This window comes from Prevotella sp. MGM1, from assembly GCF_002933775.1.
Classification (GTDB): domain Bacteria; phylum Bacteroidota; class Bacteroidia; order Bacteroidales; family Bacteroidaceae; genus Prevotella.
The window spans coordinates 23144-44227 of the sequence record NZ_BEWV01000136.1 but is presented as its reverse complement, the minus strand read 5'-3'; the positions used below and the strand labels follow the sequence as shown (position 1 = coordinate 44227).

The 21084-nt window shown below is 45.6% G+C and carries 16 protein-coding genes; 8 read left to right on the top strand and 8 right to left on the bottom strand.

Annotated features, from left to right (window positions below):
• Window positions 1-60 precede the first annotated feature (60 nt).
• Window positions 61-744, top strand: coding sequence for a response regulator transcription factor (locus tag MoGM_RS04820; RefSeq protein WP_104368992.1), 684 nt, complete (start codon window positions 61-63; stop codon window positions 742-744).
• Window positions 728-2167 (top strand): cell wall metabolism sensor histidine kinase WalK, encoded by a 1440-nt coding sequence (locus MoGM_RS04815; protein WP_104368991.1) that lies wholly within the window; start codon window positions 728-730, stop codon window positions 2165-2167. Before MoGM_RS04820 ends, MoGM_RS04815 begins: the two co-directional genes overlap by 17 nt.
• Window positions 2168-2633: 466 nt before the next feature.
• Here the strand turns inward: MoGM_RS04815 and MoGM_RS04805 are convergent, their stop codons facing one another.
• Window positions 2634-4886 carry an inorganic phosphate transporter gene (locus MoGM_RS04805; protein ID WP_104368989.1) on the bottom strand — a complete coding sequence of 751 codons (2253 nt, stop codon included), beginning with the start codon at window positions 4884-4886 and terminating at the stop codon, window positions 2634-2636.
• A gap of 209 nt (window positions 4887-5095) precedes the next feature.
• On the opposite strand from MoGM_RS04805, the gene MoGM_RS04800 reads away from it, so the two are divergent.
• The 5 genes from MoGM_RS04800 (at window position 5096) to MoGM_RS04780 (ending at window position 8507) form a co-directional block, all read left to right on the top strand.
• Window positions 5096-5410 (top strand): T9SS type A sorting domain-containing protein, encoded by a 315-nt coding sequence (locus tag MoGM_RS04800; RefSeq protein ID WP_233210169.1) that lies wholly within the window; start codon window positions 5096-5098, stop codon window positions 5408-5410.
• Between the two features lie 74 nt (window positions 5411-5484).
• On the top strand, window positions 5485-6960 hold the full coding sequence (locus tag MoGM_RS04795) for a L,D-transpeptidase family protein (RefSeq protein ID WP_146078650.1): 1476 nt from the start codon (window positions 5485-5487) through the stop codon (window positions 6958-6960).
• Window positions 6961-7080: 120 nt separating this feature from the next.
• Window positions 7081-7632 carry an RNA polymerase sigma factor gene (locus tag MoGM_RS04790; RefSeq protein ID WP_233210168.1) on the top strand — a complete coding sequence of 184 codons (552 nt, stop codon included), beginning with the start codon at window positions 7081-7083 and terminating at the stop codon, window positions 7630-7632.
• A 41-nt stretch (window positions 7633-7673) separates the two neighbouring features.
• Entirely contained in the window at window positions 7674-8042 is a 369-nt protein-coding gene (locus MoGM_RS04785) for a hypothetical protein (protein WP_104368987.1), read from the top strand.
• 15 nt (window positions 8043-8057) lie between these two features.
• Window positions 8058-8507 carry a hypothetical protein gene (locus MoGM_RS04780; RefSeq protein ID WP_104368986.1) on the top strand — a complete coding sequence of 150 codons (450 nt, stop codon included), beginning with the start codon at window positions 8058-8060 and terminating at the stop codon, window positions 8505-8507.
• A 175-nt stretch (window positions 8508-8682) separates the two neighbouring features.
• On the opposite strand, the gene nth is transcribed toward MoGM_RS04780, so the two are convergent.
• The 7 genes from nth to MoGM_RS04745 all read right to left on the bottom strand — a co-directional run bounded on the left by nth (window position 8683) and on the right by MoGM_RS04745 (window position 19708).
• Complete coding sequence (gene nth / locus MoGM_RS04775) at window positions 8683-9333, bottom strand: endonuclease III (RefSeq protein ID WP_104369123.1); 651 nt, start codon at window positions 9331-9333, stop codon at window positions 8683-8685.
• Window positions 9334-9570: 237 nt separating this feature from the next.
• Window positions 9571-12210, bottom strand: a complete 2640-nt coding sequence (locus tag MoGM_RS04770; protein WP_104368985.1) for a valine--tRNA ligase — start codon at window positions 12208-12210, stop codon at window positions 9571-9573.
• A gap of 947 nt (window positions 12211-13157) precedes the next feature.
• Window positions 13158-13760 carry an AbgT family transporter gene (locus MoGM_RS04765; RefSeq protein ID WP_146078649.1) on the bottom strand — a complete coding sequence of 201 codons (603 nt, stop codon included), beginning with the start codon at window positions 13758-13760 and terminating at the stop codon, window positions 13158-13160.
• On the bottom strand, window positions 13750-14475 hold the full coding sequence (locus MoGM_RS04760; protein WP_104369122.1) for a DUF5932 domain-containing protein: 726 nt from the start codon (window positions 14473-14475) through the stop codon (window positions 13750-13752). Before MoGM_RS04760 ends, MoGM_RS04765 begins: the two co-directional genes overlap by 11 nt.
• A 25-nt stretch (window positions 14476-14500) precedes the next feature.
• Window positions 14501-17872, bottom strand: coding sequence for a DUF5112 domain-containing protein (locus tag MoGM_RS04755; protein ID WP_371410501.1), 3372 nt, complete (start codon window positions 17870-17872; stop codon window positions 14501-14503).
• Window positions 17873-17963: 91 nt separating this feature from the next.
• Window positions 17964-18632, bottom strand: coding sequence for a bifunctional 4-hydroxy-2-oxoglutarate aldolase/2-dehydro-3-deoxy-phosphogluconate aldolase (locus MoGM_RS04750; RefSeq protein WP_104368982.1), 669 nt, complete (start codon window positions 18630-18632; stop codon window positions 17964-17966).
• Window positions 18633-18685: 53 nt separating this feature from the next.
• A complete protein-coding gene (locus MoGM_RS04745) occupies window positions 18686-19708 on the bottom strand; it encodes a sugar kinase (RefSeq protein ID WP_104368981.1) in 1023 nt (340 codons plus the stop codon).
• 189 nt (window positions 19709-19897) lie between these two features.
• On the opposite strand from MoGM_RS04745, the gene MoGM_RS04740 reads away from it, so the two are divergent.
• The gene (locus MoGM_RS04740; protein WP_104368980.1) at window positions 19898-20965 is read left to right on the top strand and encodes a substrate-binding domain-containing protein; all 1068 of its coding nucleotides are present in this window, start codon (window positions 19898-19900) and stop codon (window positions 20963-20965) included.
• Window positions 20966-21084 lie beyond the last annotated feature (119 nt).

The following is a 21084-nucleotide window of genomic DNA, read 5'->3' as shown; positions in this document are numbered from 1 at the left end:
CCGCCATACAGCCTTTTACCGTTTTTTTACTGAATTAACAGCATATAAACCCCACCTAAAATGGAAAAAGACAGAATACTGGTCGTAGACGACGAAGAGACTCTCTGCGAGGTTTTGCAGTTTAATCTCGAAGTTGAGGGCTATGAAGTCGATGTGGCATACAGTGCAGAGGAAGCGTTGGAAAAAGACATAAGCCGCTACTCACTCATACTGCTCGATGTGATGATGGGCGACATCAACGGGTTCAAAATGGCGCGCATACTAAAAAACGCACCTGAAACAGCCGGAATACCAATCATTTTCTGCACGGCAAAAGACTCTGAAGACGACATGGTGGCCGGACTGAATATCGGTGCCGATGACTACATAGTCAAGCCGTACTCTGTGCGGAATATTATGGCCAGGGTAAAAACGGTTTTGAAACGCACCCGCCACACAGCCGACACCAATCCGGACATTTTGTCATACAGAGGGCTTTCGCTCGAGCTTTCCCTTAAACGCTGTCTTGTAGACAACAAGGAAGTGATACTACCACGAAAGGAATATGAAATACTTTGTCTGTTGCTGACACACCAAGGCAGGGTTTTCTCGCGGCATGAAATACTTTCAAAAGTATGGCCGGAAGAAGTTGTCGTGGCAGACAGAGTGGTAGACGTGAATATCACGCGACTGCGCTCCAAAATAGGAGAATACGGAAAAAATATTTTCACACGAGTAGGATACGGATATGGTTTCAAGGGGTAAAATGTCATATCATACGAAGATTTTCATTCTATTGCTTGGCTTTTCATGGCTGATGGTCGTCTGCTTCGTGGCTTTTCAGTGTGAACGCGAAAAACAGTTCAAGATAGACAAACTGGACAGCCAACTGCAACTATACAACGTGCATCTGCTCGATGCCATATCTGCCGACACACCCATAGACCGGGTTCTGAACGACTCAAGAAAGCCTATGGACGACATCCGTGTCACAATCACAGACCTGTCAGGACATGTGGTATTCGACAACTCGCTCGACACCCTGCCGTCTGAAAACCACCTCAGCCGCACCGAGATCTCAAACGCAATAAAATACGGACACGACTACACACTGAGACGACACTCACAGAGCACCGACAACACATATTTCTACTCTGCCACAAGGGGCGGCGACATCATCATACGATCGGCCGTGCCCTACTCCTTGCCGCTGCAAGCCGTGCTCAAAACGGATAACACATTCCTGTGGTTCATGCTTTTCGTAACACTCGGAATAAGCATAATAGGATATTTTGCCACACGGCGCCTCGGACGCACCATCACCAGACTCAACGATTTTGCGGAAAAAGCAGAGAAAGGAGAGAAAATCTACGATGACGGATACTTCCCGAGCGATGAGCTTGGCAGCATATCGAGCCATATAGTCAGACTGTATGCCCGACTGCAACAAGCCACGACCGACCTTAAACACGAGCACAAGGTTGCCATACACGAGGAACAGGAGAAGATAAGAATAAAAAAGCAACTTACCAACAATATAAACCACGAGCTTAAAACTCCCGTTTCATCAATGCTGGCATGCCTTGAAACACTGCTCGACCATCCCGAACTGCCGGAAGAAAAGCGCACTAAATTTATCCGAATGTGCCATGACAACTGTGAACGGCTTGGCAGACTGATGGCCGATGTATCGTCAATAACACGCATGGACGACGGTTCGAGACTTATAGAGAAAGAAAAACTGAGACTCGACTTGCTGATAGCGGGTGTGGTGACCGATGAGAAACCGCACGCTGAGACACATGGATTCAATATCAATAACAACGTTAAAGACAATCTAACGGTATGCGGCAACGCACCGTTTCTCGAATCAATATTCAGAAACCTGATAGACAATGCCATCACATACTCGCAAGGCGACAATATAAAAATAAAACTGACAGCAAGCGACAGCGATAAATACTTTTTTTCTGTGTCTGACAACGGTATAGGCGTTCCGGACGAACACATACCTCACCTGTTTGAACGTTTCTACCGTATAGATAAAGGCCGCTCACGAAAGGCAGGCGGAACAGGCCTCGGACTATCCATCGTCAAAAACTCGGTACAACTTCACGGCGGCACCATCTCGGTGAACAACAGACGTGACGGAGGACTGGAATTCCACTTCTCCATAAGCAGGAAGTAGCCATATAACCGGAAACAATGGTTCAGGCATATCCCGATATGTAAGAAATATATCATAAAAAAAGCCCTGTCTTTTTTCTCAAACCAGAATTGCGTAAACGATACATATCGCCATATACATTGCGATAGCACAATCATCCGAATATTATTTGTAAACAGTTTTTCCGCAACCGGATGCCCGTTGGAACGCATCGGGCAACTAACCGCAACACGGTTAGCAGCCCGTTGGAAGACAATCAGACGCTAAATGGAACGCAATTAGACGCTAAACACAACCCGGAAAGCGTTTTGAGACCAGATGGAAAGCATGCCGCAATTCACCTCTTAACCTATCTGTCTGAATTTCAACGAATTAAACTAAACGACAAAATACACCGGTATTTCCGTCCACAGGATTTTAAATTCAGAAAAACCGAAATACAAAAGGTTTTTTGTAATATATTTTCCAAGCAACACAGGCAGCCGGATTAAAAACCGGTCTGCCTGTGCAACTTGTCTACCGAGCGCAGCAACTTACGCAGATTTGACATCATTTCCTGAGATTCCTGTAGCATATTAAGATATACGTACAGCACAGCCATATCAGCCGGATCGCCATCTCTGAGACGTTCGAACATAAGACGGCATTTTACAGATATGGCATCCTTTATCTTGTCGCATTTCCTGCGTATCATCGCTATGTATTCAAAACCGTCCGTATCTATCACGCTCAACGATTCGTTCAGCACATCCATTATTTCAGAGCGAATATCGTCAAACTCTGATTTATATTGCGACGGAAGCACCCTGAAATTGTTTTCCACATGCTCCTTGCACACTTCGTTTATGTGCCTCATATTATAGTTCATCGCCATACAAGAATTGTTGGCAAGGTGCAGCCACGTGTTTTTCTCTATAGCAATCTCTTTGCTGACATATCGGAGACATAGAGTCTCCCTCCTCCGCGTACCTTTCAATATAGACTTCTGCCTGTACAGTTCACGTTCGCTCTTGCTGAGCATGTTTATCTTATCATTGATAAATCCGGATGTGATGTCACTGTAAGTCTCGATTACATGCAACAGGAATTTTTTGTGGTGCTCACCCATGTATATCGACAACAGATTCCAAGCCTGCTTCTTGTCCCTGGTGGTAAGAATGGTCTGGAAGAGAGAGTCGCTTTGGTCTTCCTTCTTCCTGTTCTTAAACCTGATGTTGCTCTTTATCAGCAAGACTACCGCTATCACAGCACCGGCTATCATTGCCACATAACCACCCTGATGCATGACAAGAACTATCACCGCCGCACCGATAAACGCCGCGCCGGCCGTAATAAACCAGCCACCGATGACAGATATGACTCCCGTTATGCGGAAGACGGCACTCTCACGCCCCCAGGCCCTATCGGCAAGCGACGTACCCATTGCCACCATAAAAGTGACAAAAGTAGTGGAAAGAGGCAGTTTCAGCGACGTACCGACGGCTATAAGCATTCCCGCCAGGGTCAGGTTTACCGCTCCACGTATAAGATCGAAAGCCGCCCCGTCCTCCATTTCTGTTTTTTCAGTATCAAAACGACCGTTAAGCCAAGACAGCACACGCTTGGGGATATACCTCCTGAGCCAGGAACTGAAAGACAATACCATACGCACAATCTTGCGGGCGGCACGCGACGAACCGAACATTTCGTCGCCGGCATCACGACTGCCCAATCCTATCTCTGTCTTCGACACGTTAAGAGCTTTCTTGGACGTGGCAAGCGATATAACCATTATCGTGCCTGCAATGGCAAGGAAATAAAACGGCGTGTCTGAAGGAGCGTTCAACGACCCCATCATAAACGAATGGGGATCACCGGCACCGTTTGTCACGTAGTCCGTGTAAGAGGACAATCCGCTGAGAGGCACACCTATAAAGTTCACCAAGTCGTTCCCCGCAAACGCCATAGCCAGCGAGAACGTACCGATAAGAACCACAACTTTCAGCACATTGACCTTCAGAAAATATAAAACCTGCATCAGGACAGTGAAAAACAAGAAGCATACAGCCAGAATGACGATTGTATTGTCATGTATGCAGCCTTTCAGTTCAGGAGTCATGAAGGCCATATCCTTTATACCTTTAAGAAGCAGGAAGTATATTATAGCCGTGGTGGCGACACCGCCGAAAAGCCCTATTTTCCACTTCATCGTACTCTTATATCCGAAAGAGAATATCATTCTCGTGATAAACTGCACAACCGTGCCGAAGAAAAAAGCGATGGCCACAGAAAGGAATATACCGAGTATGACAGACAACGCTTTCTCCGTATTCAGCAAATCATTTATACCCAAGTCTCCCGCATCGCCGATTATCTTCACGATGGCAACGGCAAACGCGGCACCGAGCAACTCAAAGACAAGCGAAACGGTAGTGGACGTGGGCAACCCCACTGAATTGAAAATGTCAAGAAGAATGATGTCTGTGACCATCACCGCCATGAAAATACACATCAGCTCATAGAAAGAGAAATGCTCCGGACGGAAAATACCGTGCCGCGCGATATCCATCATGCCGTTACTCATGGCCGCCCCGATGAAGACACCCACCGAAGCGATGATTATAATGACCCTGAATGATGCCGCCTTTGAGCCTATGGCGGAGTTAAGAAAGTTCACCGCATCGTTACTTACACCCACCGAGAGATCGAAGACTGCCAGCAAAAAGATTGTAATGATTATTCCTAAAAATACTAATTCCATAATTTCACTTCTTTTGTCGATGCAAAATTAAAGTCATTATATTTCATAAATGTTTCATCTCGGTTAATATTACGTAAAGGATTGTTTAATATTGCATAAAAATTTCATCCCCATACAACTCTGCATTCACGATTATATTGTATTTTCACAATAAATATTTTGCAGTATGGATATAAAATATTATATTTGCAAATAAAATTAAATCGAATATGACAAGAAGACTACTCATACTTGCAATTATATCCATAATGACACTTGCGGCATCTTCACCGGCACTCGCCTCGGAGATGGAAGCGAGCTATCAGGAGCAGATTGATGAGCGGGCCATAAGCATAACGGTTGAACAGGCTACTGTGCATGTAACAGGCGCGAACGGGCTGATACTCGAAGTCGTATCGCTCACAGGCAAACCTGTGATGAAAATAAAGATAGAAAGCCCCGCACAACGTGTTGAACTTAATGTACCCAAAGGTTGCTACATATTGAAAATCGGCAAGATTGTAAGAAAAGTCTCTATCCGTTAATCTGGTTTTGCCTATTGGCAATTATATCCGGGTGCGGTGACAACAGCCACAATCATTATCATAATAATATAACAATGGATGCGTTTTCGGATTTGAGAACGCAGGAATATGTTATAAATTCACATAAAATAAAAGAGAATATAGACAAGATCTGTCGCATTGAGACTGACACTATATTCGCTGACGGGCATACACGCAGTCATTATGTAAACAACGGTTCGCTTTTATGGATAAACAGATATGGTGTCGGAAGCTGTGCCGACAGCCTGCTTACCGTTCTGAAAACGGTGGAAGACAGCATAGGATTTACAAGCCGTTCTTTCGATGCCGAACTCATCGAAAACGATATACAGCGCATACGCAACCTTGATTTCGATAAAGACGGAAATACCATTAACGATGTAATGGCCCGCTTGGAATTCCGACTTACAAAAGCGTATCTTCGCTATGTAACCGGACAGAGTTTCGGGTTTACGAACCCTTATTATATGTTTAACAAACTGGATGCCATCAGCGACGATTCGACAAAGCGTGTACTTGGCTACCGCCGGCTTTTCGACATTGAAATACGCAGGCCTGATGATAAATTCTTCATACATGCCTTAAGCCAAATCACCAACGACAGCATATCAGGTTTTCTGCGCAGCGTGAAGCCTGCAAACCCTCTGTATCTACGCCTGCAAAAGGAATTGGCCGCATCCGAAAATGACAATGACACCAAATCACGAATGCGGATATTATGCAATATGGAGCGATGCAGATGGCGGCAAAACGGCGTCCGCGACACAACGGGAAAGCACATCATCGTAAACATCCCGGCATATCACTTATACGCATACGGCAGTGGGAACGTGATTGACATGCGAATAGGATGCGGAGCCTTTAAGACAAAGACCCCGTTACTCACAAGCGCAATAGGTTGGATGGAAGTTAATCCCGTATGGAACATCCCGATGAGCATCATCAGAAACGAAGTCGCACCGCATGCGGGTGACGCCTCGTATTTCGAAAGAAACAATTACTACATCATCGAGAGAAAAACCGGAAACAGAATTGACATAGAGAATCTGACGGCCGGTAACTTGCGCTCAGGGCATTATGCGGTCATTCAAGAAGGCGGAGCAGGCAATTCGCTCGGACGCATAATATTTAGGTTCCCAAACAACTTCTCGGTATTTCTTCACGACACGTCGAGCCGTGGCGTTTTCGGCAGGGAAAACCGTAGCGTCTCACACGGATGCGTGAGAGTTCAACGGCCTTTCGACCTGGCGGTATTCCTGTTAGACAATCCCGACGAATGGCTGCTTGACAGATTGCGTATATCAATGGATATCGCACCGGAGACCAACAAAGGGCGAAGATATATACAAAACGAAGACAACAACCGCCGGCTGATACGCTCATTGACCGTCAAACCAAACGTGCCGATATCCATAACTTATTATACTATATTTGAAGAACCGGACGGCTCGTTACGGAGCTATCCCGATGTATACGGATACGACAATATAATGAGCATGCACATCAAACCGTTTATGAGACAGGATTAAACACCTCACTATACCATATCGAGCATATCACGAGGCCGTGCCAGACACCTGATGAAGCATAATAAAGCATTTACCGGAACGGTATTAAACCTTTAATGAAATAAATCGTCAAAGAATAAAGTGGAAAAATACGACGAACGACATATAACATTGTTGCTGGCCGACCCCAAAACCCAGCGCAACGCCTTTGAAATGGTCGTACGCCAATATAGCGAGCAGCTGTATTGGCAAATCCGCCGTATAGTCATCACTCATGAAGACGCAGACGATGTGATGCAGAATGTGTTCCTAAAAGCATGGACCAATCTCGGTTCGTTCCGTAACGACTCCAAGATCTCCACATGGCTTTACCGCATTGCCGTAAACGAAAGCCTCGGCTTTCTCAGGAAACGCAAGACAATGACACTGATAAGCGCTGACGCCGAAGATACCAACGTCGCCAATGAGTTGATTGCAGATAAGTATTTCGACGGCGACGAGACCCATGCGATGCTGCAAGAAGCAATATCCAAGCTGCCCGATGTACAGCGTTGCGTATTCAACATGAGGTATTACGATGAACTTAAATACAGCGAAATAAGTAAGATATTGAGTACATCCGAAGGCGCATTAAAAGCCTCTTACCACATTGCGGTGAAGAAAATATCGGAGTATTTCAAGTTGCATGATTAAACTTTTCAGTTTATTATACATCAAAAAGATAAAGAACAGTTATGGTAAAAGAAGAAAGGTACATAAAAAATCGGTTTGGCAAGGATAATCATTTCCGTGTGCCGACAGGCTATTTCGACAATTTTGCCTCAACAATTATCGACAAATTGCCAGAGCAAGAGCACGTGATAATCCATAGCCGCTCACGCATGCAAATATTGCGTCCGATACTTTACTCGGCAGCATGCCTGTGTCTCGCCATATTCGGCATCACGGTATATATGTCTAAAACAGAGCCACACACACACGACACCATGCGAAACGAATCCGTTGCTCACTCAAATGGGTATACATACACGGCGGAAGATGCCATAATCGACCATGCCATGATGGACAATGCAGACATGTATGCCTGCCTTATGAGCGAATAATAAAATAGGGAATATATGAGAAAAAGATTATTGCTTTGTTTTGTTTCATTGGTCATTGCACTGTCTGTCTGTGCCCAGGATAACCGTGGAAAAGGGTTCTCTCCAGAAAAATTTCAGGCTGATTTGGAACAATTCATTATCAAAGAAGCCGGCCTGACCAACAAAGAGGCAGAGAAATTCTTTCCGCTATACGATGAAATGAGAAAAGCCCAACGTGCGAAATTCGACCGAATACGCCAATTAAGCAGAAATAATCCGACAGACGATGCCGCCTGCCTGAATATAATCAAACAGTGCGACAAACTGGAAATAGACCTGAAGAGGATACAACAGTCATATCACAACAAGTTTCTGACCGTCATACCTGCACGAAAACTGCTTGATGTCATAAAAGCGGAGAATAAGTTTCACAGGCGTTCACTGAAAAAAATGCACGATAACAACCAAAAGAAAGGCAGAAAATAGATTTACGATTATATTAAAATCGAACACCGGCTGTATCGGAACATGCCTTCTGTCAAACAGATTCAAATACCAATCCGGAACCGGTTGCAGCTATATCAGAATTGCCATATCGGTCATATAGGAACGAATATCCCATTATATCAGAACCGAATGCCCTCCATATAGCAACTGATATTCAGCCAAGTTTGGAATTATCTATATTTTTAGGACAAATACTCTCCAAGCCGCACTTCTCACAGTGCGGCTTTCTTGATGTACATACATATCTTCCATGTAACAAGAGCCAATGATGAGCCAATGGTATATCATCTTCGGGTATATATTTCATCAAATTCCGCTCCACCTTATAAGGGGTATCGTCCTTATCCGATACCAATCCGAGCCTGTGACTGACCCTGAATACATGCGTATCGACAGCCATTGTAGGTTTCCCGAAAGCGACAGCTTGGATCACATTCGCCGTCTTGCGGCCCACACCCGGCAAAGCGAGCAGTTCTTTCAGATCCGACGGTACCTCACCGTCATGCTTTTCCATTAGACAACGCGCCATTTCCACAAGGTGTCGAGCCTTGGCATTGGGGTATGATACACTTTTCACATATTCCAACACATCCTCAGGCTCAACAACTGCCATGTCTTTTGCCGCAGGATAGCGCCGAAACAGCGCCGGCGTAACCTGGTTTACACGCTTATCGGTACATTGGGCACTCAATATCACGGCTACAAGCAACTGAAATATGCTGCCAAACTGCAACTCTGTGTCAACATCGGGCATTTCCTTTCTGAAATACTCCAAGACAACTTTATATCTTTCTGATTTCTTCATCTTCTTGATAAACATTATAAATACATAAAACGTTATTCCTGCCCGATAATGAGTATATCTACAATCAACAGCGCGAATAAAACATTTCAAACAATGAGACGAACAGTAATTGATATCCGAATCATTATTATTCGCCACCAGACCACCACACTACAACTACCGTAACCGAGACTTATGAAATGTGCGTGGATGGTTGTCCACGCACATTGTATCATCATTAACCCAGCCGGCCATGTATCATCTGTTTCTCAATGCGGCAAGCGACTCCTTTATTGCGGCTATCTTTTCCTCACTGTCACTTTCCTTCTTGCGTTCCAAAGCCACTACGGCCTCAGGAGCATGAGCCACAAATTTCTCGTTGGACAGTTTCTTCCTTACTCCGGAAAGAAATCCTTCAAGATGCTTGAGCTGACCTTCCAACTTGTCTATCTCTGCATCTACATCTATCATATCGCCCAATGGTACGGCAAATTCATCTGTCCCGACCATGAAAGCAGCGGCAGTGGCATCTTTCTCTTCAACAATGTCAATAGAACCAAGATTGGCCATTTTGGCAATGACACTATTATAAGCCTCATACCTGTTGGCGTTCACTGCCTGCAAAGCCAAAGACTCCTTTGGGGCTATGTTCTTTTGGTTACGCACCGTGCGCACACCGCCCACAATCTGCTTCACGCTCTCTATTCCTGAAATCAGAGCCTCATCGACTGCCGTCATTTCCGCCATCTCGAGCTTGTCGCTCATGATTGACTCCCCGTCACGACGATCATAAATATGCTGCCACAGTTCCTCGGTGATGAAAGGCATGAAAGGATGAAGCATTTTCAGCAACGTCTCGAAGAAACGCAAGGTGGCACCGAGCGTCGTGCTGTCTATCGGCTGACCGTAAACCGGCTTTATCATTTCGAGATACCAACTCGAAAACTCATCCCAGAAAAGACGATATACGGCCATAAGAGCCTCACTGATACGGTATTTGCGGAACAGGTCGTTAATCTCTGCATTTGTCTGGCGCAATTTCGCATCAAACCATTCCACGGCAATCCTGTTTGCCTCTGGCTGCTCAACGCCGGCTACCTGCCAGCCCTTCACAAGACGGAAAGCATTCCATATCTTGTTGTTGAAGTTGCGTCCCTGCTCACACAGGCTCTCATCGAAGAGAATATCGTTTCCGGCCGGTGCCGAAAGCATCATGCCCATACGCACTCCGTCCGCCCCATACTTATCTATGAGCAGCAGCGGATCGGGCGAGTTGCCGAGACTCTTGGACATCTTACGTCCGAGTTTGTCACGGACAATACCCGTGAAATAAACATTCCTGAACGGCATTGTACCACGATACTCATATCCGGCCATTATCATTCGCGCCACCCAGAAGAATATAATATCCGGACCTGTCACCAGGTCGCTTGTCGGATAATAATAGTTTATCTCCTCATTGTCAGGGTTGTTCACTCCGTCAAACACGGACATCGGCCACAACCAGCTTGAGAACCACGTGTCGAGACAGTCCTCATCCTGCTCAAGATCAGCCTCGACAAGAGCCGCGTTCTTTTCCCGTGCCATCATGAGAGCCTCCTCACGGCTCTCGGCAACAACGAAATCACGTTTCCCGTCTTCAGTGGTGAAATAGTAAGCCGGTATCCGGTGTCCCCACCATAACTGGCGGCTGATACACCAGTCCTTGATATTTTCAAGCCAGTGACGGTACGTATTCTTGTATTTTACCGGATAAAACTTTATCTCATCGTTCATCACCGGTGGCAGAGCTATATCAGCAAAATGCTTCATTGACAGGAACCACTGTGTAGACAGCTTAGGTTCTATGGGTACATTGGTACGCTCTGAACATCCCACCTTGTTAGTATAGTCTTCCACTTTTTCCATCAGCCCGGCCGCTTTGAGGTCATCCTCTATCTTGACACGCACGTCCATGCGGTCCATTCCCACATACATTCCGGCAGCCTCACTGATCGTTCCGTTGTCGTTGAATATATCTATCGTTTCCAGATTATGCTTGATTCCGAGCGCATGGTCGTTAATGTCATGCGCTGGAGTGACTTTCAGACAACCTGTACCGAACTCAATATCCACATAATCGTCTTCTATCACCGGTATGCGGCGACCCACCAGCGGCACAATCACATGCTTGCCGCGAAGCCATTGATTTTTAGGATCGCCAGGATTGATGCACATTGCCGTATCGCCCATGATTGTCTCCGGCCGCGTGGTAGCCACCACCGCATACTTACCAGGCTCGCCGTCAACCATATAGCGCAGATAATAGAGTTTGGATTGCTCTTCCTTGTATATTACCTCTTCGTCTGATAGAGCCGTCTGTGCCTGCGGATCCCAGTTCACCATACGAGCGCCTCTGTAGATAAGGCCTTTTTTATATAGGTCACAGAACACTTTTATAACACCTGCCGAGCGAGTATCATCCATCGTGAATGCCGTGCGTTCCCAATCACAGCTCGCTCCCAGACGGCGCAACTGCTTCAATATTATACCTCCGTGCTCGTCGGTCCATTCCCACGCATGTCTCAGAAATTCGTCACGACTAAGATCGGTCTTCTTTATTCCCTGCTGTGCGAGCCTGTTCACCACCTTTGCCTCGGTGGCAATAGATGCATGATCGGTGCCGGGAACCCAACAAGCATTTTTACCCTCCATGCGGGCACGGCGCACAAGGATATCTTGAATGGTGTTGTTGAGCATATGCCCCATGTGCAACACTCCCGTCACGTTCGGCGGGGGAATCACTATCGTGTATGGTTTCCTACCGTCGGGCTTGCTGCTGAACAGCTTGTTGTCAAGCCAATACTGATACCATTTCGACTCCACTGCTTGCGGGTCGTACTTGCTTGCTAATTCCATAATCTATATATCGTTTTTATTTTTATCGTGTAAAACAATGCAAAATTAATAAAAAACGTCGGAAAAACCGTTTACAGAACCGCCTAAATAACGATAGGAAGACTAATTTTTATACTCCGTGCCACATTACCGCAATGGCGGAATAAATAAATCGAGACAGTCAGACATATGCACATGTATATGAAAGTGTATCGTGACAATCCTTTTTTCACGGCATGTTTTATATTATCTTTGTGATGAACAAAAACTCTTTTTATGACAACTTTCATGATAAATATTTACAATCACCATAACAACCGCAATAAATTCTGCCCCAAAAAAGCGACTGTAATATTTGATACCGCAACATACCGGCGCAACACTCACATTCCATAATAGGAATAAATGTCTTGCCTGTCGACACCCGGCGAACAGCAGTGAGGGCCGAGCATTGTTCCCGTCGGTGCATGAATATGCACCGACGGGATTTTTATTTTCCGAAAAACAACGCCAAACAAGCCTCTAATAGGCTACCCGTTGCTCTGCGTTCGGTATCCCGTTACAATGCGTTTAGCGTCTAAACGCATTGTAACGGGATACCGAACACAGAGCGATGACTATCCAAACGCAGAAAAAAGAAAAACGAGCATGAACGCTGGCATTTTTTTATCATTTCTCAATGGTTTTTATACAGGAAATGATTTTTTCACACCCAAAACGCAACTATTAAGAAAGCCCGGCCCACCGCGAATTATCTTAACAAACAGCAATCCAACAAACAAAAAAGAATTGACCGATTTTACGTCCGATCAATTCAAAATCATAAAAACGTCATGAAGTTAATTCCTTCGACTTAATCCACATATCACTTCCGGCAATTCATCTTTCCATATTATATATACGGTTATCAACGATTGAAAAAAAATATGAATTAATATCCTAAACACACAATATTTTAAAGTAACGTTTCAACCGAAAACGAATACTATGGAATGGTACAACTGCATCAACAAAATATAGTATAGAAACAACGGAGCAGCGGACGATACTCCGGAAAACAACGAGTGGCAAACATCCGAGATACGATGAAAACAGCCCGACACAGCCCCGTATACCATACCGACGACAATAATAATGAAAGCGACAGACGGCACGACGGAAGCAGAAAACGGAGACGGCAACAAATCGCCGGTAACACCGCGCAATACGGCATGAGGAACAAAAACAAGCATGGAATAGCCACATGACAGAAGCAGAAGAGACAACCCGCCGAACAGCAATGCCACACGCTCCCGATAACGCAAGAGCAACGGTCTGCGCACAAACAAACCCGGTAATCCGCAGGCTTTTATACATCCGGAAGCCATTGACAACAGCAAAAGCCAGACGAGAAACGGAGAGGCCAACATGGAGGCAAAACGTCCGAAAAACCACCTGATACCCTCGCTGCTTATAAGGCTGCGCACCTCAAAACCCACATCGGCCACACTGAGTAACCATGACAAAGGTACAAGCACAAGTTGAACCAGGCACAGCGCCACTACAGAATATTCAGTTATCCTACTCCTCATCGGGCTCAAGGTTATCAATGTCGAGTATTCCTATCTCGAAAGCACGCACCACGAGTCTCGTGGCATTAATGCCCATACCACCGTTCCCATCGGGAAAGAATTTCTGTGAAAGCTCATTCTGGCGTTTTTCAAGGCTCTTCACACCGAACGGCATGCCACGCAGGTTTGTTATTTGCTCTTTCGTATATCCGAGAGCGAGATGACGCAAAAAACGTTCATCATACTCGTCTATCTCATAATTGACAAAAGCTTCCCGACGAGCAAGTTCCTTACCTACCGAAGACTTGAACCGCTCAACTATTTTCTGCAATATCGGCTGGTTGAACACCATGCGGTTGCCTTCCATCACGCGGCACACATCTACTCTCGTCAGCAGTTCGCCACTTTTAAGGATAATCCCGTCTGCCCCGGCATCAAGAACGTCGACCCACAATTTCTCATTCAGTATCTCACCTGTAAATATGAGTACTTTAATCTCAGGGTGAGTGTCTTTCGTATGACGGCATAGTTCAACGCCCACGGTCGTCGAACCTCCGAGACCGAGGTCGAGCAGTACAAGGTCGGGCAAATCCCCTTTCATCAGCCTCCAATAGTCGGCCTCGGTACTTGCTGTTCCTATAATCTCAGCTTCCGGTATGTCACCGCGTATTATTCCCTCGGTACCTTTCAGTTCGAGCGGAACGTCTTCAACGATTATCACTTTAAACTTATCCATACGTCTGTTTGTCATTCGTTTTCATTTATTTATATCTTGGCAGCGTTATCGCCATCACCGCCTTCCCGTCTTTTACACTCACTTTTATTCCACATCCGTGGCGGTTTGTAGCTTCCGAGTGGTCGCGCACAATCTGTCGGCAGAGCAGATACGGGATATTGTCAGCCGCAGGTGTGAATATATCCGGGGCAGTGCCAGGCACAGCATATTCACCAGGCATACCAAGCGTCACTTCTATATATTTCACACCTGCGGCCCGCACAACGGCATCAAGCGGTTGGCGGCCGTTCTGCCGGCGCAATATGTCGAAAAGAAAAACAATAAGATTTCTATCGGCAAGAAAAACAAGCCCGCTGTCATCGCCCGGCAGTATATCAGATACAGGCAACGGCCTGACATGAGGTTTGACGCTCTCTGTCTGACGCATGGCCTGCCTGCTCATCACCGAATACAATTCCCTATAATATGAGGCCAGCTCTCCAAGAGCATGCACGTCAACTTCCGGCTCATCCACAATGCGGCGTATACGCCCCGGATAGTACATAGTCTCATGCTTCAATGCCGACAGGCTGTTGTCTGTCACCGAATTGGCCACATGCAGATTGTTGCATTCGAGTTCGGCACGGCGGCATTCGTCATCGGCAAGTTCTATATCAGCACTAAGCCGGCTACGGGAATCCACGGCCATGGCAAGAGATTTCTTTATGTCACACACAATCTTCCGCAAATCATCAGGATAACGCTCTTTTGCCAGTAAATCAATCCTGCCGAGCTTCTCCGCCGGCGTTATATCATCAAGAAGGATCTCATTGATAGTATTTATACGCTCTAAACAGAAACGATAATAAATCCGATGACGGTAATAAAGAAAATAATAAGCAGGCAAAATGCTTACCAAAACAAGTACAAGCAGTATCACGGCTATGTTTTTGTTGGTCTGCGAACTTTGCATCATCCTGCAATAGTCAGCAAGTGTATTGTCTGCCGAAATCTCTTTAAACAGTTGCGTATATACCTTATTATTATAGTCATATAATGTCCACCGATGAAGAGCGAGGGCAGCGACGGCACTTTCGTTTCTCATATCGAGCACAATGCTGTAATTAGTCGCGACCTTGTCATGATACCATATTATCTCCGGAGACATGACGGAGATATTCCCTTCCCTCACCATTAGATGCCGCCCATCGGGATATAGCGACAGGTAATGCCGATTGAGATACGCCCTACACGAATCTGCATACCGAAGCGTAAGCTCGTATGTGCCGTCTATATTCGAGAAATAAGCGCTGTCTGCATAAGCCTTGGCCATGAAAATGTTTGAGACAGGCTCCGCCACGGATGACAATAAAGAAATAAAGAGTAATAAAAGGACCGTAACGGAGCGGCGTATACCGACAGGAAGACGGAAAAAGAAACGACTGCCGGTACCTTTATCGCTCTCTGCCGATATGATACAGACATCGAATATACGGCTTGTCTTGCGGTACTTGTCTATTATTCCGCGGCAGTTCAGCAATCCGAACCCAGTACCATTGTACACTTTTCGCTCGAAAACAGAGTTCAATTCGTCCGCCGTAAGACCTTCACCGGTATCTTCAACCGATATTTCGACATAATCATCAGTCTCTTTCGCGCTAACGGTGACAGTTCCGCCGGCAGGAGTAAACTTGCGAGCATTATCAGAAAGAGTGTTCACCATAAAAAGAGTCAGCGCCCTGTCAGCCTTCACCACCGCCGAAGTATCTTTCACCTTCAAATCTATCCCGCTCATTCTGAAACCGGATACGCCCTTTCCCACAATATCGAAGAGAGGTTGAAGGGCGAAACTCTCTATACGCAAGCCAAGCCTGCCGCTACGCATCCGTATCCAATGTGTAAGCACATCGTTATAGTCGTTTATCCTGTCGGTCAGCTCTGAGATGTACGTATAACGACCGGCACGCACATCATCCGGCTCATCTCTACCTTCCAACATACGCGCCTCGTTTATTATCCTATCTATAAACGGCATTACACTGTTGGCAAGAAATACTTTAGCCCTGTTTTCAAGAGCCAATCTCTCTCCTGCTTCTATGTGTGAAAGGAGAAGGGCGTGCCTTTCCTTTATCTCCTCCTCATAATCGGTCAGCCGGTTCATTTCCGCTTCCTCTTTCCGCTGCCATAAACGCAAAGGACGCAGAAGCATATCCATCGAAAACTCATCACGACGCTTTCTGTTGAGATAATAAAAAAACAAAAGCATGAATACAAGCACCAGTATTGCCACGATTACGGCTATAATCATGATGTTTAACTGTTTGGCAGCCTTATCATACATGTCTGCACGGGCTTCCAAATAACGGTCCTGGCGCGTCTGCTCCTGCAAGTCTATATAGATATTACGGTTATAATCGCTTGCCTGCTTATCATTAACGGCGGAAAAAGTTACGCTCAACTGTTCTCTGATACTTGCCACCAAATCGGGAGCCTGATATATTTTCCTATCAGCCAAGGCCGAATCAAGATACTGCAAAGCCGCCGCATTGTCGCCAACAGCCATGACACATGACGCCAAAGTGCGGTAAGCACCCGCCGTTTGGTACACATCGCCATAATCAAGAAATATGGAAAGTGACCTTTTCGCCAAAAGTTCCGGAACAATAGAATCTGAAACATTTGTCGGATTGATGTATTTCATGGCCGGAGCGTTATCCTCTATCAGTCTATTCCGGTATTGTCTTTTTAACAAGTGCTCGGATAAAGCCTCAAGACTGTTGGCCACAAAAAACGGATAATTCCCCTGCCCGGCCATAATAAGGCATTTAATCAGATAGTCAAACTCACGCTGGCTTATCTCTGCTTGCGAACCGCCTGTTATAATTCCGCCGACACCTATGTTATACAGATAATTCAAATACTGCGCAGTGTCTTTCCTAATATCACCATCGGGAGATATAACGGATATGGCATCTATAGATTGCCTTTCCAGACCCACATAGAAATAGTATGTGGAATTGACTATCGCAAATTCCGTCTCCGCATATATCATACGGCGAAGCATGGCATCGGACAGTTCAAAACGCTCCTCATTGATTCTGGATATACGGCTGTTGGCACGTTCCCGATAATCATAAAACCTGCGGTTTTGCGACATTCGCTGGCAAAGACGCATCTTCTGAACCTCGGCTACAAGCAATTCGATATGATTATCGGTAACATCAAGAGCCTCTTCGAGTTGCTTCTCCGCCAGTTCATAGTCCATCCTGGCAATACTGACAAATGCCATGTTGTTCAATGCGGCAGCCTTGCCCGCCCCGTAACCGCCAGACATGTCATAAGCACGCCGTGCATAAGAATAGGTTGAATCGAGATTGCGATAATGATAGGCATAAGATATAGAATTCAACTTGTCCACTTGCTGCCTATCGGAACGTGAACATGCCGAAAAAAACAAAAGGCTCCACAGGCATAAAAGCCATAAGGAGCCTTTTGTGAATGTCATATCATTATCCGCGTGCCTTAGCAATATATCCCAATGCCTCAACACATTTATCGGTAATCGCCTGCCAATTCTCTGACGCGATAACGTCTTTGGGGAACAACTTTGAACCCATTCCGACGCAATATACACCGGCTTTAATCCACGATGTAAGGTTAGCCTCGTCTGGAGATACGCCACCGGTCACCATCAGCTTAGACCATGGCATCGGAGCCATAAGCCCTTTCACGAGATTGGCACCGAGAACGTCGCCGGGGAATATCTTGCAAAGATCGCAACCTGTCTCCTGAGCGGCTCCTACCTCAGACACGCTACCGCATCCGGGAGTATAAGCAACCAAACGACGGTTACAGATCTTGGATATTTCAGGATTGAAAAGCGGACCTACAATAAAGCAGGCGCCAAGCTGAATGTAAAGAGCTGCCGTGGCGGGATCTACGACAGAACCGACACCAAGCGCCAGCTCCGGACACTCTTTGGCTGCAAATTTAACCACTTCCCCAAACACTTCGTGAGCAAAATCACCGCGATTGGTAAACTCAAAAGCACGTACTCCGCCGTCATAGCAAGCTTTCACAACCTTCTTTGCCACCTCAGCATCCTTATGATAGAATACAGGAACCATTCCTGTCTGGCCGATCTTTGCCAAAACAGCTATTTTATCAAATTTTGCCATTATCTAAAATTTAAACGTATCAGTTTATGTTCTTAAACTATAATAATATCAGGTTATCTTTGCACACGTCCATTGGCATTACCTCCGGCAAGCGACTCCACCTCATCAACGCTTACAAGGTTGTAGTCTCCGTTGATTGTATGCTTCAATGCAGAAGCGGCTACAGCGAATTCAAGAGCCTCTCCCTGAGTAGACTTAGTGAGCAGACCGTGGATAAGACCGCCCGAGAACGAGTCACCGCCACCTACACGGTCGATAATGGGGTTGATTTCATAACGCTTGCTCTGATAGAACTCCTCACCATTATAAATAAGCGCTTTCCAACCGTTGAAAGTTGCCGAATAGCTCTCACGCAATGTTGATACAACATACTTAAAGCCGAACTCTTCTTTCATCTGCTTGAAAATGCCCTCATATCCGGCAGCGTCAGTCTGTCCTCCCTCAACGTCTGCATCCGGCTTGAAACCTAAACAAAGCTCTGCATCTTCCTCGTTGCCAATACATACATCGACATATTTCATCAACGGGCGCATGATAGAGATTGCTTTCTCGGATGTCCAAAGCTTCTTACGGAAGTTAAGGTCAACAGATACAGTCACACCATGACGCTTTGCCGCCTCGCAAGCGAGTTTTGTCAACTCTGCCGCTTTATCAGATACGGCCGGAGTGATACCTGACCAGTGGAACCAGTCGGCACCTTCCATAATAGCGTCGAAATCGAAATCAGACGGATCAGCGTCAGCTATGGCACTGTGAGCACGGTCGTAAATAACCTTTGACGGACGCATTGAGGCTCCGGTCTCGGCATAGTAAAGCCCGACACGCTCTCCGCCACGTGCTATAAACTGTGTATTTACACCGTAACGGCGCAATGAATTAACCGCTATCTGACCTATTTCGTGAGCCGGTAACTTGCTGACAAAATACGCATCATGTCCATAATTGGCGCAACTTATCGCAACGTTAGCCTCTCCGCCACCGGGAATGATACGGAAAGAATCGGTCTGAATGAAACGGTCATTGCCGTTAGGAGACAGGCGGAGCATTATCTCGCCCAATGTAACTACCTTAGCCATTTTCTAAAATATTTTTATTATTATTGTTTTGATAGATCTACAGTTTGTGAGCACAAAAATAGTACTTATTTCTCAAATGGCGAAACAAAACTGACAAAATCTTTCTTATTTTGTAAAATATTGAACTGTGCATTTACACAATTCATTTTTTATTGGTATTTTTGCATTGTAAAAAATTACTGATAAGACATGGCCGCCGACAAAATAAGAATCAAGGACGTTGCCGAACTCGCCGGTGTATCGGTAGGTACGGTGGACAGGGTTATACACAACCGTCCGAATGTATCCAAAACAGCGCGTGAGAAAGTGGAGAAAGCACTGAAAGAGATGGACTACCATCCCAACATGTATGCCAGCGCGCTTGCCTACAACAAGAAATACAATTTTGATTTCATAATCCCAAAGCATGAATCCGAAGCATATTGGGAAGAGATCGAGGAAGGAGCGATGAGTGCGTGCGAGCATCGCCGCGACTTCAATATCAACATGAAAATGATGTATTACAATCGCTTTGACAAGAACACATTCGTGCAGGTCACAGAGCAGTGTCTCAAAGACCAGCCGGACGGAGTGATTATAGTTCCTACGACACTTGATGTGATGCGCGAGTTTACCGACATCTTGCACGATCAAGACATACCTTTCATACTCCTCGACTCATACATGCCGGATCTCAAACCGTTGTCATTCTATGGGCAGGACTCGTTTTTCAGCGGATATTTTGCCGGTCGCATGCTTATGCTGCTGGCAGCGAAAGAAAATGAGATAATGCTCATGAAACAAATGAAAAACGGCAACGTGGCGAGCAAGCAACAGGAAAACCGGGAGACCGGCTTCCGGCATTACATGCGGGATCATTTTCCCGAAGTAAAAATAACCGAGGTAAATCTTCCTCTTAACGAAGAGCGCGAACAATATGATGACATTCTCGACACATTCTTCAAAGAGCACCCTCATGTACATCATTGTATAACCTTCAATTCAAAGGCACATCTTGTCGGTGAGTTTTTACAGAAAAGCAACAGACGCAACGTGCAAATCATGGGATATGACATGGTCAATAAAAACGCTGAATGTGTAAAGCAAGGTTCTATTTCGTTCCTCATCGCACAACATGCCTACATGCAAGGCTTCTCGTGTATCGAGACTTTGTTTGAAGCCATTGTACTAAAAAAAGAAGTGACACCCATCAACTATATGCCGATAGAAATTCTCACAAAAGAAAACGTCGACTTTTACAGACGTCAACAGCTATGAACGCATATTCCATGAAATTCCCTACATCACCGCAGAAGACATATAAGCCAATGAGCAAAAAGCGTGACTTCACGGATAATGAATATCGATTCATGACAAACAATTATGATTTTTAATAA

Excerpts from the sequence above, each read along its gene's own strand:
- MoGM_RS04780 (WP_104368986.1), top strand. The coding sequence starts at position 8,058 with ATGAGAAAAAGATTATTGCTTTGTTTTGTTTCATTGGTCATTGCACTG.
- MoGM_RS04805 (WP_104368989.1), bottom strand. The coding sequence starts at position 4,886 with ATGGAATTAGTATTTTTAGGAATAATCATTACAATCTTTTTGCTGGCA.
- MoGM_RS04740 (WP_104368980.1), top strand. The coding sequence starts at position 19,898 with ATGGCCGCCGACAAAATAAGAATCAAGGACGTTGCCGAACTCGCCGGT.
- MoGM_RS04750 (WP_104368982.1), bottom strand. The coding sequence starts at position 18,632 with ATGGCAAAATTTGATAAAATAGCTGTTTTGGCAAAGATCGGCCAGACA.
- MoGM_RS04765 (WP_146078649.1), bottom strand. The coding sequence starts at position 13,760 with ATGAGGAGTAGGATAACTGAATATTCTGTAGTGGCGCTGTGCCTGGTT.
- MoGM_RS04770 (WP_104368985.1), bottom strand. The coding sequence starts at position 12,210 with ATGGAATTAGCAAGCAAGTACGACCCGCAAGCAGTGGAGTCGAAATGG.
- MoGM_RS04795 (WP_146078650.1), top strand. The coding sequence starts at position 5,485 with ATGGATGCGTTTTCGGATTTGAGAACGCAGGAATATGTTATAAATTCA.
- MoGM_RS04820 (WP_104368992.1), top strand. The coding sequence starts at position 61 with ATGGAAAAAGACAGAATACTGGTCGTAGACGACGAAGAGACTCTCTGC.
- MoGM_RS04800 (WP_233210169.1), top strand. The coding sequence starts at position 5,096 with ATGACAAGAAGACTACTCATACTTGCAATTATATCCATAATGACACTT.
- MoGM_RS04785 (WP_104368987.1), top strand. The coding sequence starts at position 7,674 with ATGGTAAAAGAAGAAAGGTACATAAAAAATCGGTTTGGCAAGGATAAT.
- nth (WP_104369123.1), bottom strand. The coding sequence starts at position 9,333 with ATGAAGAAATCAGAAAGATATAAAGTTGTCTTGGAGTATTTCAGAAAG.
- MoGM_RS04815 (WP_104368991.1), top strand. The coding sequence starts at position 728 with ATGGTTTCAAGGGGTAAAATGTCATATCATACGAAGATTTTCATTCTA.
- MoGM_RS04745 (WP_104368981.1), bottom strand. The coding sequence starts at position 19,708 with ATGGCTAAGGTAGTTACATTGGGCGAGATAATGCTCCGCCTGTCTCCT.
- MoGM_RS04760 (WP_104369122.1), bottom strand. The coding sequence starts at position 14,475 with ATGGATAAGTTTAAAGTGATAATCGTTGAAGACGTTCCGCTCGAACTG.